Source organism: Streptomyces sp. TRM70350 (assembly GCF_019219825.1).
Taxonomy (GTDB): Bacteria; Actinomycetota; Actinomycetes; order Streptomycetales; family Streptomycetaceae; genus Streptomyces.
Map to the genome: position 1 here is coordinate 192741 of NZ_JAHUXH010000007.1, position 14783 is coordinate 207523.

Sequence of the window (14783 nt, forward strand, 5' to 3'; positions counted from 1 at the left end):
CGTCGTGCACGTCGGGGCGGCGCAGGGCCGAGGGGGCAGGGGGACGGATGAGCGAGCACGCCGTGGACCGGTTCGGGGAAGCCGAGCAGGCAGCAGAGGGTACGGCGGTCCAGGCAGCAGTGGACGGGCTTACCGTGCCCATCTGGGTGACAGCGACCGAGGACGACATCGCGGCGGCGCAACAGGGCAGCGACACCATGGGCCTGTTCAGCAGCGACGGCAATGCCGTCCTGCGCTCGGTGCCGCTCGGCCCGCTCCGCAAGAACCTCGCCGAGACGGTGGACGCCCTGCAACGCGTCTTCCAAGAGGTCGCCGACCGCGGAGGCGCCCTCCCGCTCGCCGAGGCACAGCTCTCCTTCCAGATCACCGCCGGCGGAGGCATCCAGCTCGTCGGCACCGGTCAGATGCAGGGCACCCGGGGACTGACGCTCACGTTCAAGCGTCCCGCCTGACCCGGCACCGCCCATGCCACAGCACAAGGCGCTGCTCATCGGGGCCAGTGAGTACGGCGACCCGAGCATCGGGGACCTGCCCTTCGTCCGCGACGACCTGCAACGGCTGCGCGAGGTCCTGATCGGGCGCGGCTTCCGGCAGGCCGACATCCTGGAGAGCCGATACGGCACCACGCAGAACACCGTGCGGGGTGCCGTCCACCGGTTCCTGCACGACGCCGGCCGCGGCGACACCCTGCTCATCCTGCTGAGCGGGCACGGGGTCCATTTCGACGGCAAGGACTACCTGGTCCCGGAGGACGCCACCTCCGACACCCGGCCGTTCACCGACAGCTGCATCGAGATCGGCTGGCACAAAGAGGTCGAGGCGTCCCCCGCGGAACGCGTCGTCTTCCTGATCGACGCCTGCCGCGAGGGCATGGAGCTGGACACCAAGGCCGTACCGGGGACCCGGCGGTGGCAGAGACCCAAGATCATCAGCACGCTGCGCCGGAAGGTCGCGTACGTGCACGCGTGCGCAAAACCCCAAGTCGCCCTTTTCGTACGGGAGTCAGACGTACTGCAGCCCGGCTGCGACGTCGGGACACAGGAGGGCGAGTCGTTCAGCATCTTCTCGCGCGCCGTGTCCGACGTGATCATCGGCGACCCGCACGCCCTGCGTCTGCGCGAGTTCGCCCAGCAGGTGCAGGAGCGGGTCAACACCTTCCACCGCGCCTACGGCAAGCCCCAGGCCCCGCAGCAGGTCATGGTCACCTACGAAACGGACGCCACCGGCGGCGACTTCCCGCTGCTGCCGGGCACCGACCGGCGGCCCGAGCTGCACCCCTGGGTGCGTGCGGTGGACAAACACCCGGTGTGGCACCACACGCCCGAGGGCCCGGCACGGGAGACACTCCGGCAGATCTGCGGCGCGCTGGCCGGCCGGCTGGCGGCGGCGTACGAGAAGGCGGCGTCGGCGCTGGGTGACGACCCGTGGCACGACCCGGAACTGGCCGCGCGGACGCACGAGCGGCTGGGTTTCCTCGTCGGCCGGGCGGACGCGGTACGGCTGTCGCCGACCGAGGCGGCCCTCGCCTTCCTCTTCCCACTCGTCACCCAGACCTTCTGGGCCCAGGAGGCCGCCCAGCGCCTCGGCGTCCTCACCCCGGACCCGGCGGCCCCGGTGCCCGACCAGGCCCGCTTCCACAAGTTCGCCCAGGGCTTTCCCCGGCTGAAACGCCGTCTGCTCGCGCTGGAGCACAAGAGAACCGCGGGGGGCGCGAGGACATCGGCCGGCTCGATGGCCTCGGACGAGTCGACGAAGGACATCCAGTGGTGGCTCTTCCACCGCTGGCTGATCCAGCAGCCGGACCTGTACACGGCCGAACGCCTCAAGGCACTCCTCGGTGACGTGACCTCCGACGGGGAGCACCCCTGGATCAGCGAAGCCCTCTCCGGCGAACGCCTGATGCGACTGCTGCGGGAACACCGGACCGCCCCGTTCACCATGCGTCGGGCCACGACCGATCCGGTGCTCCACGGACCCCGGCCGCACCAGGATGACCGCGAGATCATCGACGCCAGCGGCCTCTACGAACAGGAGGTGCGGGCCCCCCTGGTCATCGCCCTGACCAAGGCGGCCTACGCCATGGCCGTGGACCCGGTCGACCTGCCCGAGATCGTCGTCGAGCACCTCGGCGTCCGCGACAGCGTCGACATGGAGGCGCTGCGGATCACGGTTCAGCGCTCCGACTGGCAGGTCTCCGGCCTGGGACGTTCCCTCAACGCCGTGTGCTCCCACCCGGCTGTCCAGGTCGCGCTGCGCGAACACGCGGCCCGGGTCGACCTGCTGCTGCGCGACATCAACCGCGGCGACAACCCGCTCCTGGCCCCGCTGAGCACCCTCCCGCCGTACGCCGACGGCAGCCGCGTACGGCTCGACGGCAACACTCCCGACCAGCTCTCCGACGGCATCCGCTTCCAGCTCGCCGAGGACCGCGTCCAGGAGCTGCTGATGGGCGAGGAACTGTACGGCGACAGCGAACTGGCCGTCCGAGAGCTGTACCAGAACGCACTGGACGCCGTTCGCTACCGGGACCGCCGCACCGAGTACCTGCGGCGCGTGAACCGCCCGGTCGGTTGGGAAGGCGGCCGCATCGAGTTCGTCCAGGGCGTCCATCCCGACGGCCGCCCCTATCTGAAATGCCGGGACAACGGCATCGGCATGGGCATCACGGAGCTGAGCACCGTCTTCTCCCAGGGCGGCGCGCGCTTCGTCGACCTCCCCGAGTACATCGAGGAGCAGGCGGCCTGGGCCGAACTGCCCGGTCCGAAGCTGGAGCTCCACCCCAACTCGCGCTTCGGCATCGGCGTGCTGAGCTACTTCATGCTCGCCGACGAGATCGTCGTACGCACCTGCCGACTGGACCGGGAGGGGCAGCCGGGACGCCTGCTGCAAGTGACGATCGCCGGCCCGGGCAATTTCTTCCGGGTGGACGACCTGGGTCCTGGGCAGGACGCCGGAACCGAGGTCGAGCTCCTGCTCAGCCAGGAGCGGAGGTCGGTGTCGTGTGTGGAGGCCCTGCAGAAGGTGCTGTGGGTGGCGCCGTACCGGACGGTGGCCAAGCATGGGGCGCGTGAGCATGAATGGGAGCCGGGGGTGCTGGATCCGGCCACTCTGGAGCGGTCCAGCAGGTACCGGCGTTACACCGAGAGGTTCCGCACGGTCTGCATCCCGTCAGGAGACGCCGACCTGTGGTGGATCGAGGGCGAAGGGGTCGTCCTCGCGGACGGCTTGTTCACCCAGAGCCGGCAGGTGGCACACGAGGATCCCCTGTACGGCGTCGTCGTCAACCTGCACGGTGATCACTCGCCCGAGCTGACGGTGGACCGCAAGAGCGTGCGCTCCTACGACCAGGACCACGTGACCGCGCGGACGACCGCCGCAGTGGCCAGTCTTACGCGTCCCGGCCTCGAATTGCCCAACGGGTACTGGCTGGAGGGCGCGAGCCGTTGGTCCATGGCCTTCGCCGACTGCGTGGCCGAGCACGCGCGTCGCGCCGAGCTTTCCTGGCGGCTCGACGACAACATCTCGGCGCCCTTCAGCCAGGTGGGCTTCTTTCCGCCCGACGTGGACCTGCTGCCCCTGGTCACCGGCACGTACACGGACGCCGAACAGACGGGACTGGCCTCGTTCTTCGCGACCATGCCTCTGCCCGTTCTGCGCTGGCGGCTGCGCGCGCTGTACCGGACCGGACTCGGTGGCCCCGTTTCACTGCCCGACACCGACACCACTGACGAGCAATGCGCCCGTCCTTCGGACTTCATGCTGCTGATCAACGGCTTGTCGAGGTTTCCGAACTGGGAACTGGCACGCGACCGTTGGCTGAGGGGCCCCCAAGCGCCCGCGTTCCTCAGCATGTCCCCGCCTTCCGAACCGCTCACCAAGACTGGTCTGATGAGCTTGGGCATGCTGCTCCCTTGGCGTGACCCGGCCCAGCCACTGCGCACGGCGGATCTCTTCGAGTTGAGCTCCAAGGTGGAGCGACCGCCGTCCGAGGTCGCGGAGCGTTTGAACGAGTTGGGCTACCGCACCGAGTCACTGTCGGACTGTGCCGCCGTCGAGTGTTCCGACCTGCCGCTGCTCCGGCCGTTGGGCGACCTGTCGAAGTGGCTGGCACCCGGGACGGCGCTGTCAGCCGCCCAGATCTGCGTCAGCGCGTCACAAGCCGGCTGCTCCACCGTCCGGGCCGCCGAGCGACTGGCGGAGCTGGGGTTCACGGTCCCGGCCGCGTACCCGGAGCGGACGCACTGGAGCGAGGATGAGCTCAACGTCGTCAAACAGCTGTGGTCGTCGTACGACACACCGCCCTCCCCCGATGCGGCGGTGCGGGTCTGCGCGGCCCAGCTGACAGCGGTGGCCCATGCGACGAGTCTCACCCTGCGCTTCGTCGCGGAGTTGTTGGGAGAACTCGGTTTCCTCCTGCCTCAGGGCGCGTCGGGGCTGCCCGAGCTCAGCGACGACGACCGGGCTCTCCTCACCCATGAACCCCAGATCCTGGTGGATCAGGAGGTGCCGCTCCGCTATGTGGCCGCCGCCTCCCGCCGCCTGAACCGCCCCGCCCGCGCCCTGGCGGAACGACTGCGCGAGCTCGGATACACGGTCTCCGAGGTACCCGACGACGAACAGCTGCCCTCCCGGGAGGACATCGCCTTCCTCGACGCGGCCCCCGGGCTGTCCGACCTGCACCGGCCCGTGTCCCTGATTCAAGTGGCGCACATCGCACAGGAGACCGAGATCTCCCCCGGGGAAGCGGTCACCCGTCTCGCCTCTCTGGGATGCCGCTTCGCTTTCGTCCCGGACGTGGTCTCCCGGTTCCGCAAACAGGACACCGAGGCCCTGTATTTCGGTGACTACCCGGATCCCGAGGACTTCGGCCCCGTCTCCCCGGCGATCCTGCACGCCGTCGCCCTCCACACCCACCAGCCCGACGGCACCGACGACATCGCCGCCTCCCTCACCGACCTGGGCTTCACCGTCGTACCGCCCACGGAGGAGTGGACCGAGGAACGCCGTCTGGAAAAGGAACTGCTCGCGGCTCTTCTCTCCCCGGCCGACGCCCCGCCGCCCGCCCTTCCCCGCGACCCACGGATCTCGCTGGTCACCCTGGCGACCGTGGCCCTGGAAGCCGGCATGTCCCTGCGGGACGTAGCCCTCAAGGCCTCGGCGATGGGCATGCGTCATGAAGCCGAGACCTGGTTCACTCCCGCCCCGCCGACGGAGCCCACCGCCCCTTCGGCCGCCGCAACCCCGCCCCCTGCAACAGCCGCACCACGTCCCGGCTGCTGACCTCCACCGCGCCCGCGGCGACCGCGTCGGCGTAGCGGTGGGACGGGATGTCGTAGTGGTCCCGTTCGAAGGCGCGGCGGGGGACGCCCAGCTCCTCGGCGAACGTGTGGAGTTCGTCGTAGGAGACATCGCTGACGAGGTGGGACCACATGCGTCCGTGGCCGGGCCAGGTCGGCGGGTCGATGTAGATGGTCACGAGGAGGGCGGCCCGGCCGAGCAGGAGCCCAGCGAGCCGACCGCCGCGACCTTCACGCCGGCCTTGTGGCACACCCAGTGCGGGTCGGGGCCGAGTTCCGGCTCGACGTCCAGGGCGTGCGGGTCGCCGGAGCCGCAGACCGGGCACAGGGGCCAGCGGCCGTAGCGCTCCAGCAGGGCGTCCTGCACGTCCTGGGCGACCAGCCCGGCGACATACCCCGCGCCGTCCGGCCACTGTTCCACCCACCAGCGCCGCTGTACGACGGACTCCTCGACCAGCGAGACGACGTCCGCCTCGGCGACCCGGCCCGCGACGAGGTCGGCGAGCACGAGGGCGCGGGCCGCGTGCAACGCCTGCTCCAGGGGGCTGATGGGGTCCATGCCCCTATTGTGCGCACTCTTGACCACAACGCCGAGCCGAAAATATCTTTCAACTGTGACCCGTGACGTGAAGGAAACTTTCGACAGTGCTTCGGGCAGGGCTTCGGGCAGTGCCTCGGGCGGCACTTCGGGCAGGGCTTCGGGCAGCGCCGATGGGCCCCGGAGCACCCCGCCCGCGCCCGCCGCCCTCGCCGCCAAGGTGCGCACGCTCGTCCCCTCCATGACCCGCTCCATGCAGCGCGTCGCCGAGGCCGTGGCGAACGACCCGGCCGGCTGCGCGGCCCTCACGGTCACCGGCCTCGCCGAGCTCACCGGCACCAGCGAGGCGACCGTCGTCCGTACCGCCCGCCTCCTCGGCTACCCCGGCTACCGCGACCTGCGCCTCGCCCTCGCGGGCCTCGCCGCCCAGCAGCAGTCCGGGCGGGCCCCCGCCATAACGACCGACATCGCGGTCGACGACCCGATCGCCGACGTCGTCGCCAAGCTCGCCCACGACGAACAGCAGACCCTCGCCGACACGGCGGCCGGACTCGACACCGCGCAGCTCGGCGCGGCGGTCACCGCGCTCGCCGCCGCCCGGCGCACCGACGTGTACGGCATCGGCGCGTCCGGGCTGGTCGCGCAGGACCTCACCCAGAAGCTGCTGCGCATAGGGCTCATAGCCCACGCGCACAGCGATCCGCACCTTGCCGTCACCAACGCCGTGCAGCTGCGGGCCGGAGACGTCGCCGTCGCGATCACGCACTCCGGGTCGACGGTCGACGTCATCGAGCCGCTGCGGGTGGCCTTCGAGCACGGAGCCACCACCGTGGCGATCACCGGCCGCCCGGACGGGCCCGTCGCGCAGTACGCGGACCATGTGCTGACGACGTCCACGGCTCGGGAGAGCGAGCTGCGGCCCGCCGCGATGTCGTCGCGGACCAGTCAGTTGCTGGTGGTGGACTGTCTGTTCGTGGGGGTGGCGCAGCGGACGTACGAGACGGCGGCGGGGGCGCTGGCCGCTTCGTACGAGGCGTTGGCTCATCGGCATCGGAGTGGGCCGCGGTAGCGCGCAGCGCGGTAGGCCGTAGGGCTTGATGCCGTGTGTTGTCTGCGGGCCGGCGACGGCTGATCGCGCCCACGCGGCGGAGCCGCACATTGACACAGCCCCGCGCGCCTGGCCGGCATGACCTGAACCCATATTGGAAAGAGCCGCCTTCTCATGACCTCCAAGTCCGACCCCCGTGATCTGCAAGCACAGTTGGAGTCCCTGACCACCGAGGCGTTCCGGCCCGAGCTCGCCGAGATCGACCGGCTGCCCACCGTGGAGATCGCGCGGCTGATGAACGGCGAGGACGCCCTCGTCCCCGCCGCCGTCGGCCGGTGCCTCCCCAAGATCGCCGCGGCGATCGACGACATCGCCGCCCGGATGGCCCGCGGCGGTCGGCTCGTCTACGCCGGTGCCGGTACCGCGGGCCGCCTGGGCGTGCTGGACGCCTCCGAGTGCCCGCCCACCTTCAACACCGACCCCACCCGGGTCGTGGGCCTGATCGCGGGCGGACCGGAAGCCATGGTCAGCTCGGTCGAGGGCGCCGAGGACTCCGGCGACCTGGCCCGGCACGACCTGGACGCCCTGCGGCTGACCCCCGACGACACCGTGGTCGGCATCTCCGCCTCCGGCCGCACCCCGTACGCCGTCACCGCCGTCGAGTACGCCCGCGCGCGCGGCGCCCTGACCGTCGGGCTGGCCTGCAACGCCCACAGCGCCCTCGCGGCCGCCGCCGACCACGGCATCGAGATCGTCGTCGGCCCCGAACTGCTCACCGGCTCCACCCGCCTGAAGGCCGGTACGGCACAGAAGCTGGTGCTGAACATGCTGTCGACGATCACGATGATCCGGCTGGGCAAGACGTACGGGAACCTCATGGTCGACGTACGCGCCTCGAACCAGAAGCTGCGCGCCCGGTCCCGTCGTATCGTCGCCCTGGCCACGGGCGCGTCGGACGAGGAGATCGAACGGGCCCTCGTCGCCACCGACGGCGAGGTGAAAGCGGCCATCCTGACGATCGTCGGCGGGGTGGACGGCGGCACGGCCGCCCGCCTTCTGGAGGAGTCCGACGGCCATCTGCGCGCGGCGCTCGGAGCGGCGGCCCGCTGACCCGCACGCTCGGGTCATGCGCACTGACCCTGCCGAAGTCGCCGCCGCGATCCTGTCGTCGGTCGGCGGCCCCACGAACGTCACCTCCGTCGCCCACTGCATGACCCGCCTCCGCCTGGGCCTGACCGACCCGGCCCGGGTGGCGGACGAGGCGCTGCGAGCGGTGCCGGGTGTGCTGGGGGTGGTCGTGGACGGCGACTCGTACCAGGTGGTGCTCGGGCCGGGGGTGGTGGCGCGGGTGACGGCGGAATTCGAGGGGCTGCTGAGCGTCGGGTCGGCGGAGCAGCTGGGCCGCCGGGGGGAGCCGCTGCCGAACGGGACGGCGGCAGAGCAACAGGCCCACCGAGGGGAGCCGCTGCCGAACGGGACGGCAGCGGACCAACAGGCCCGCCGAGGGGAAGTTGAGCCGAACGGGACGGCAGCGGACCAACAGACCCGCCGAGGGGAAGCGCTGCCGAAAGGGACGGCGGCAGAGCAACAGGCCCAACCAGGGAAGCCGCCACCGAACGGAACAGCAGCCGAGCAACAGACCGCCCAAGGAGAAGCACCCCCCAACGGGACGGCGGCCGAGCAACTGGCCCGCCAAGGGCAAGCGCTGCGGGAGGAACGGCGGCGGCGCAACGCGACCCCGGTGAAGCTGGCGCTGCGCCGCGTGGCGAACATCTTCGTCCCGCTGATCCCCGCCCTGATCGGCTGCGGAATCCTCGCGGGCGTCAACGGCCTGCTGGTCAACGCGCGTTGGCTGCCCGCCGTGACCCCCGCCCTCAGCACCATCGCGTCCGCCTTCATGGCCCTGATCGCGGTGTTCGTCGGCCACAACACGGCGAAGGAGTTCGGCGGCACACCGGTCCTCGGCGGCGCGGTCGCGGCGATCGTGGTCTATCCGGGGGTGGGGGAGGTGACGGCGTTCGGTCTGTCCCTCTCCCCCGGCCAGGGCGGCGTGCTGGGCGCACTGGCGGCGGCGCTGCTGGGGACGTACATCGAGAAGTGGTGCCGCGGCCGCATCCCGCAGACCCTGGACGTCCTCCTCACCCCCACCGTGACGATCCTGCTCGCGGGCCTGGCGACCCTGTACGGCCTCATGTACGCGGCCGGCGCCCTCTCGGCGGCGATCGGCACCGCCGCGAACTGGCTCCTCACCACGACCGGAGCCCTCGCCGGGCTGGTCCTGGGCGGCCTGTTCCTCCCCCTGGTCATGCTGGGCCTCCACCAGGCCCTGATCCCCATCCACGCCACCCTCATCGAACAGCAGGGCCACACCGTCCTCCTCCCCATCCTCGCCATGGCGGGCGCGGGCCAGGTGGGTGCGGCGGTCGCGGTGTACGTCCGGCTGCGCCACGACACCTCCATCCGCACGACCATCAGATCCGCGCTTCCGGCCGGGCTGCTGGGGGTGGGAGAGCCGTTGATCTACGGCGTCTCCCTCCCCCTCGGCCGCCCGTTCCTCACCGCCTGCGTGGGCGGCGCGGCGGGCGGCGCCTTCATCGGCGTGTTCGCGATGCTCGGCGACACGGTGGGCGCGACGGCGATCGGGCCGTCGGGGTGGGCGCTGTTTCCGCTGCTGGCGGGGAGTGGGGGGTTGGGGGTGACGGCGGCGGTCTACGGGGGCGGATTGCTGACGGGGTATGTGGCGGGCTTCCTGACGACGTACGCGGTGGGGCTGACGCCTGCCGCCGAGGCCGCGTCCGACAACCGGACACCCGAGCGATCCGCTTGACCGAACTCGCCCGCTCTCAACGGACGTGCCGTACGGCAGGATTGAGCGCGTGCGCACCCATTCGGACGAGATAGAGCTGAGCGAACACGAACTCCGTGCGATCACGGGCTACGCCGCTGACTGCGCGCGCAGGGTGCTGTCGCTCTTCGAGCAGAGTCATCCCGCCGACACCCGCCCTCGCGAGGCGATCGATGCCGCGGACGCTTTCGCGGGTGGCGGCCGGCGCACGGCCGCGCTGCGGCAGAGCGCGTGGGCGGCGTACAAGGCGGCACAGGGAGCCGCTTCGCCCGTTGCGGCCGACGCGGCACGGGCGGCGAGTCATGCGGCCGCCGCCGCGTACCTTCATCCCAAGGCAAGCAGTCACCAGGTGAAGCACATTCTCGGCGCGGCCGCGCAGGCGGCCCGAGCGGAGGAGCTGGCCTCCGGCGAAGACCAGCCGGTCACGGCGGGGACCCTCGTATGGGCGCGTCATCACGCACCGGCGGCGGTCACCGAGGTGCTCGGCCGTCTGCCCGCCGCACCTGGCGGGGGCGGGCGCGTGGGAGAACTCATGCGCGACCTCGACGCGGCTCTGCGCGCCTGAGGGCCATCGCCCCCGCACGTTGTCGGTGAGCCGGCGTTACCGGGTGCGGATAGCCTGCCGGTTGGGGGCCCAGCACGACTTCACCTGCCGACGCCACGCCCGCCTGCGGCCGTATCAGTAGGCGATGACAAGCCGCACGGAGGGCCGGTCGATCACGGCTCCGTCGGCGAGGTCGCTGTCCGGCGTGTCCGCGGGGTAGGCGGTGACCACCGGCTCGGCGGTCCGGGCCGGGCTCCAGGCGCGGATCTGCGCGCAGATCCGCTCGGCGAGACCGGCGCCGGCCGGGCCGTAGCCGACGGCTCCCAGCCGGAACCGGGGCTCTGCCCCAGGGTCTTCGGCGGTCCGCTCCAGAGTGAGGTACGCGATGGAGTCGCCCTCGACGAGGGCGGGGCTCAGGGCTGGTGAGGCGGGGCGGTGGAGACCGGCCTCCATCGCTGCGGGCTTTGCGGTGATGCGGCAGGTCACTCGCTCGGTGGCGCTCAGCCGCAGCCAGACGCCGTCGAACGACTCGGCGGGGCCAACCGTAGCGTCGGTCCGGACGACCGACTTCGGTCGGGTGAGGGAGTCGCGCAGAAGTTCCGGGGCGATGGGCTGGTCCTCGTCCCAGTAGAGCCTGACGAGCCGGTCGTCGTCGATGTAGTCGTTCCGCTCTCCGTCCTGGCCGATGACCGGGAGGAAGCCGCACATCTTGACGGAGTCGGACCGCATCCGGTCCTTCTCGCGCCGGAAGGCCACGGCCCTGGAGAGCCCGCGCCATCGCAGCGGGACCACGAGGCGTCCGCCGACGGCGAGCTGGTCCCACCAGGCTCCGGGGAGGTCCCACATGCCGACCGTGGCGATCATCCGGTCGTAGGGGCCGCGCTCCGGGGCGCCGAGGGCGCCGTCCCTGGTGACCACGCGAACGTCGGCGTATCCGTTCGCGTCCAGCATCCGGCGGGCGTGGGCGGTCACGTCGGGGTCGATGTCGCACGTGGTGACCTGTCCCGACGGTCCGGTGAGGTGCTTGAGCAGGGCGGCGTTGTAGCCGGTGCCGGCGCCGATCTCGAAGACGTTGTCGCCTTCGCGGACGGCGAGCCGCCCAGCGGCAAGGGGGGGTGGCACGGCGGACACCGTCATCGAGGCTCGGGAGGCGGGGCTGCCGGTTGACGTGGTGTGGCCGGAGGGTGCGTCTCGGGAGGGGTGAGCGCGGACTCCGGCGCGGTTGAGGTGCGTGGTCGACCCGTCATCTTCCGAGTGGCCGTTGGGGCCGCCCGCTTCCTTGGCAGTGTCGTGCTTCCACGGCCCGCATCAAGGGCGCTTCGCTGTCGCTGCGCGTCGCCTGGCGGCGATCGGCCTGCGGCCGACCCTTGACCCGGACCGCGGAAGCACGGGGAAGAAGCGAGCGGGCGGCCCGGAAAGGCGGGTGGCCGCGGTGAGGGGCGTGTGGGTGGGCTGGGTGGTCGGCCGGGGTTGGGGGTGCGCGTCAGCGTGTCGCGTGCACGCCGGGTGAGATGAGCGGCTTGCGGTGTGTGGGTGGGGGCGCTGTTCCGGGTGAGGCAGGCCGGGTCGGCGAGCGTCGCCTGAGTCGCCGTGCGGTGGCCTGGGCCGTGCGGTGTGGGGCATCAGGCCGTTGCCGACCTCCGCCCTCAGTCCGTCGGCACCCGCTGCGTCACCCGCCACAGCCTGCGCGGCAGCTCGCCCTCCTCGAAAGCGTGCACCTCCACCAGTTCCCAGCCCTCCGCCAACGCGTTCACCAGTTCGCGCGAGAAGAAGTGGACCGCGAAGCCGCCGTGCTCCCAGATGTCGTCTCCGTGGGGTGTTCCGGTGCCGTAGTGGGCGTCTCCGGTGTGTCGGACGGTGTAGACGAGGGCGCCGCCCGGGCGCAGGACCCGGCGGGTCTCCGCGAGCAGGGTGTGGAGTTCCTGCGTGGTCAGCGCCATGCAGAGCAGCATGTGGGCGAAGACCGCGTCCACCGAGGCGTCCGGGAGAGCCAACGGTTGTCTCACGTCCTGGACTTCGCAGGTCACCCGGTCCTGTACGCCCTGCTCGCGCGCGGCCTTCCGGAGCTGGTCCAGGGCCGTCGCGCTGAAGTCCGTCGCGTGGACCGTGAAGCCCTCGCGGGCGAAGTACAGGGCGTCCCGGCCGTGGCCCGCGCCCAGTTCGAGGACCGTCCGGCATCCCGCCGTGCGGAAGACTGTCGCCGCGTGGAGTGCCGCCGTGGACGGCTGCTCGCCGTACATCCCGGGGTGGGCGGCGTACACCTCCTGCCAGTGCGCACGCTGTGCGTTCCCAAGCTCGGGTTCGTCCACCATTGCTCCGTACGATCGTAGGTTCTTGTCACTCGGGAAGGAACATAGGCGACCGACCATGAATCACGCCCAGCTCACCGCCCTGGGCCGCGCCCTCCGGCTGCTCGGCGAGCATGGTGAGGCCCTCACCGCCGACACCCCGGACGCCCGGCTGCACGAGGTCAAGGCCGATCTGCGGCGGGCGCTCGACCTGCTGGAGGAGAGTGTCACCACCGCCGCGCCCAGCACCCGCTGCGCCGAGCATCCGACGGGGCCCGTCGACGAGAGCGCGCCCGACCTGTGTCTGCTGTGCGAGACCCGGCGTCGCGCCGCCCGGCGTGCCGAGTTCAACGGGCCGGCCGCGCCCGCACAGCCCACCGAGTCGGCGCCTTCCCGGTACGGCGTGCGCGGTGACCGGCCACAGCCCCAGCAGCGGTGGCTGCCGGAGCTGTGGAACGGGCAGGAGTGGCAGTTGTGCGGCACCCCGCGCCGGGACCGGCGGGAGGCCGAGCTGTATCTGGCGGCCCAGCGGCGCGGTTCGCGGCCCGCGATGGCGTATCGGCTCGTGCACGAGTTCACCGACTACGAGGTGCTGCGGGTGTGGGGGACGCCGGTGAGGATCGACATCGAGCCGATGGGGAATCTGTGATCGCCGGCTACGTCTCCGCCGACTACGCCTTCGCGGACTACGCCCTCGCCGACTACGCCCTCGCGGATTCGGACAGCGGCCTGTGCGCCGCCGAAGTGGCCGCCTCGGGCGCCTGATCGCCCGCGTTCCGGCGCGGCAGCAACGCCGCGACCGCGAAGGTGAGCAGCGCCGCTCCCGCGCCGACCGCGGTCAAGGCCACGCAAAGAGGGCGGCACCGGTGGCGTCCGGATACCGCCCCCGTCACCCGGGGCTCAGCTCAGCGCCCCCAGCGACGCCACGTCGTACGGCGCCAGCTCGTCGAACCGGCCCGCGAGCACCTTCGCCGCCCACTGGGGGTCCTGCAGCAGCGCCCGCCCCACGGCCACCAGGTCGAACTCGTCGCGCTCCAGCCGGTCGAGCAGGTTGTCGAGGCTGCCGACCCCGGCGCCCTCGCCCTGGAACGCCTTGATGAAGTCCCCGTCCAGCCCGACGGACCCGACCGTGATGGCGGCCTTGCCGGTGAGCTTCTTGGTCCAGCCCGCGAGGTTCAGGTCCGAGCCCTCGAACTCCGGCAGCCAGTAGCGGCGCGTGGAGGCGTGGAAGGCGTCGACACCGGCCGCCGCGAGCGGGGTGAGGATCGCCTCCAGCTCCTCCGGGGTCTCGGCGAGCCTCGCGTCGTAGGCGTCCGGCTTCCACTGCGAGTAGCGGAAGAGGACGGGGAAGTCCGGGGAGACCGCCGCGCGTACGGCGGCCACGATCTCCGCCGCGAACCTGGTACGGGCGACCGGGTCACCGCCGTAGGCGTCCGTACGGCGGTTGGTTCCGGCCCACAGGAACTGGTCGATGAGGTAGCCGTGGGCGCCGTGCAGCTCCACCCCGTCGAATCCGATCCGCTCGGCCGCGGCGGCCGCCTCGGCGAAGGCGGCGACGACGTCGTCCAGGTCCTGCCGGGTCATCGCCTTGCCGGTGCCCTCGGTGCCGTCCAGCCGCAGCCCGGACGGGCCGAGCGCCGGGGCATCGGGGAAGGGCGGGGCGCCCTGCCGGCGCACCATGCCGATGTGCCACAGCTGCGGCACGATCTTCCCGCCCGCCGCGTGCACCTCCTCGGCGACCTTCGCCCATCCGGCCAGCTGCTCCGACCCGTGGAAGCGCGGGATGTCGTCACTCTCCCCCGCGGACTGGTGGCCGACGTACGTGCCCTCGGTGACGATCAGACCGACGCCCGCTCCGGCACGACGGGAGTAGTACGACGCCACGTCCGCGCCCGGGATGCCGCCCGGGGAGAACTTGCGGGTCATCGGCGCCATCACGATGCGGTTCGGGACGGTCAGACCGCCGACGGTGAAGGGGCGGGCGAGGACCTGGGTCGCTCGGGAGACGGAGGACGCGGTGACGGTCACGTGGGGGCTCCTCGGAGTAGCCGACGATGGGGCGGTAGATGCGCATGCATACTTGCACAGCATGAACTGCCTCGCCGGGCACCGCATTCCGCCCCTTCCCGGCCTGCGATGTGATCCCGGACACGCCCGAGGGCGGCACCCCCTGTCTCCAGGGAGTGCCGCCCTCGGTATGTACGGACGGGTCCGATCCTCGGG

Annotated in this window: 12 protein-coding genes; 7 read left to right on the forward strand and 5 right to left on the reverse strand. The window is 71.7% G+C overall.

The genetic code is table 11. The features are described 5' to 3' along the window. The first annotated feature begins 47 nt into the window (after nucleotides 1–47). Both KWI83_RS14100 and KWI83_RS14105 read left to right on the forward strand, forming a co-directional pair. Complete coding sequence (locus KWI83_RS14100; protein ID WP_218514696.1) at nucleotides 48–452, forward strand: hypothetical protein; 405 nt, start codon at nucleotides 48–50, stop codon at nucleotides 450–452. A 13-nt stretch (nucleotides 453–465) separates the two neighbouring features. Next, nucleotides 466–5280 (forward strand): caspase family protein, encoded by a 4815-nt coding sequence (locus KWI83_RS14105; RefSeq protein WP_218514697.1) that lies wholly within the window; start codon nucleotides 466–468, stop codon nucleotides 5278–5280. Here the strand turns inward: KWI83_RS14105 and KWI83_RS14110 are convergent. Then, on the reverse strand, nucleotides 5192–5476 hold the full coding sequence (locus KWI83_RS14110; RefSeq protein ID WP_218514698.1) for a DUF4031 domain-containing protein: 285 nt from the start codon (nucleotides 5474–5476) through the stop codon (nucleotides 5192–5194). The genes KWI83_RS14105 and KWI83_RS14110 overlap by 89 nt on opposite strands. Then, entirely contained in the window at nucleotides 5473–5856 is a 384-nt protein-coding gene (locus KWI83_RS14115) for a hypothetical protein (RefSeq protein WP_218514699.1), read from the reverse strand. Before KWI83_RS14115 ends, KWI83_RS14110 begins: the two co-directional genes overlap by 4 nt. A 55-nt stretch (nucleotides 5857–5911) precedes the next feature. Between KWI83_RS14115 and KWI83_RS14120 the strand changes: the two genes are divergently transcribed. The 4 genes from KWI83_RS14120 (at nucleotide 5912) to KWI83_RS14140 (ending at nucleotide 10293) form a co-directional block, all read left to right on the forward strand. Continuing rightward, nucleotides 5912–6904, forward strand: a complete 993-nt coding sequence (locus tag KWI83_RS14120) for a MurR/RpiR family transcriptional regulator (RefSeq protein ID WP_218514700.1) — start codon at nucleotides 5912–5914, stop codon at nucleotides 6902–6904. A gap of 153 nt (nucleotides 6905–7057) precedes the next feature. Next, complete coding sequence (gene murQ, locus KWI83_RS14125) at nucleotides 7058–7993, forward strand: N-acetylmuramic acid 6-phosphate etherase (RefSeq protein ID WP_218514701.1); 936 nt, start codon at nucleotides 7058–7060, stop codon at nucleotides 7991–7993. Between the two features lie 16 nt (nucleotides 7994–8009). Further along, on the forward strand, nucleotides 8010–9710 hold the full coding sequence (locus KWI83_RS14135) for a PTS transporter subunit EIIC (protein ID WP_256362226.1): 1701 nt from the start codon (nucleotides 8010–8012) through the stop codon (nucleotides 9708–9710). Between the two features lie 49 nt (nucleotides 9711–9759). Further along, nucleotides 9760–10293 (forward strand): putative immunity protein, encoded by a 534-nt coding sequence (locus KWI83_RS14140; protein WP_218514702.1) that lies wholly within the window; start codon nucleotides 9760–9762, stop codon nucleotides 10291–10293. 114 nt (nucleotides 10294–10407) lie between these two features. Here KWI83_RS14140 and KWI83_RS14145 read toward each other — a convergent pair whose 3' ends face one another. After that, nucleotides 10408–11334, reverse strand: a complete 927-nt coding sequence (locus KWI83_RS14145; protein WP_308122059.1) for a methyltransferase, FxLD system — start codon at nucleotides 11332–11334, stop codon at nucleotides 10408–10410. Between the two features lie 584 nt (nucleotides 11335–11918). Further along, nucleotides 11919–12584, reverse strand: coding sequence for a class I SAM-dependent methyltransferase (locus KWI83_RS14150; protein ID WP_218514703.1), 666 nt, complete (start codon nucleotides 12582–12584; stop codon nucleotides 11919–11921). A 55-nt stretch (nucleotides 12585–12639) separates the two neighbouring features. On the opposite strand from KWI83_RS14150, the gene KWI83_RS14155 reads away from it, so the two are divergent. Further along, nucleotides 12640–13209, forward strand: a complete 570-nt coding sequence (locus KWI83_RS14155) for a hypothetical protein (RefSeq protein ID WP_218514704.1) — start codon at nucleotides 12640–12642, stop codon at nucleotides 13207–13209. A gap of 251 nt (nucleotides 13210–13460) precedes the next feature. Here the strand turns inward: KWI83_RS14155 and KWI83_RS14160 are convergent, their stop codons facing one another. Next, nucleotides 13461–14588 carry an NADH:flavin oxidoreductase gene (locus KWI83_RS14160; RefSeq protein ID WP_218514705.1) on the reverse strand — a complete coding sequence of 376 codons (1128 nt, stop codon included), beginning with the start codon at nucleotides 14586–14588 and terminating at the stop codon, nucleotides 13461–13463. Between the last annotated feature and the right edge of the window lie 195 nt (nucleotides 14589–14783).

Bases quoted from the DNA above. Each gene is read 5' to 3' on its own strand.
- KWI83_RS14100 (WP_218514696.1), top strand. From the start codon at position 48: ATGAGCGAGCACGCCGTGGACCGGTTCGGGGAAGCCGAGCAGGCAGCA.
- KWI83_RS14105 (WP_218514697.1), top strand. From the start codon at position 466: ATGCCACAGCACAAGGCGCTGCTCATCGGGGCCAGTGAGTACGGCGAC.
- KWI83_RS14115 (WP_218514699.1), bottom strand. From the start codon at position 5,856: ATGGACCCCATCAGCCCCCTGGAGCAGGCGTTGCACGCGGCCCGCGCC.
- murQ (WP_218514701.1), top strand. From the start codon at position 7,058: ATGACCTCCAAGTCCGACCCCCGTGATCTGCAAGCACAGTTGGAGTCC.
- KWI83_RS14135 (WP_256362226.1), top strand. From the start codon at position 8,010: ATGCGCACTGACCCTGCCGAAGTCGCCGCCGCGATCCTGTCGTCGGTC.
- KWI83_RS14150 (WP_218514703.1), bottom strand. From the start codon at position 12,584: ATGGTGGACGAACCCGAGCTTGGGAACGCACAGCGTGCGCACTGGCAG.
- KWI83_RS14155 (WP_218514704.1), top strand. From the start codon at position 12,640: ATGAATCACGCCCAGCTCACCGCCCTGGGCCGCGCCCTCCGGCTGCTC.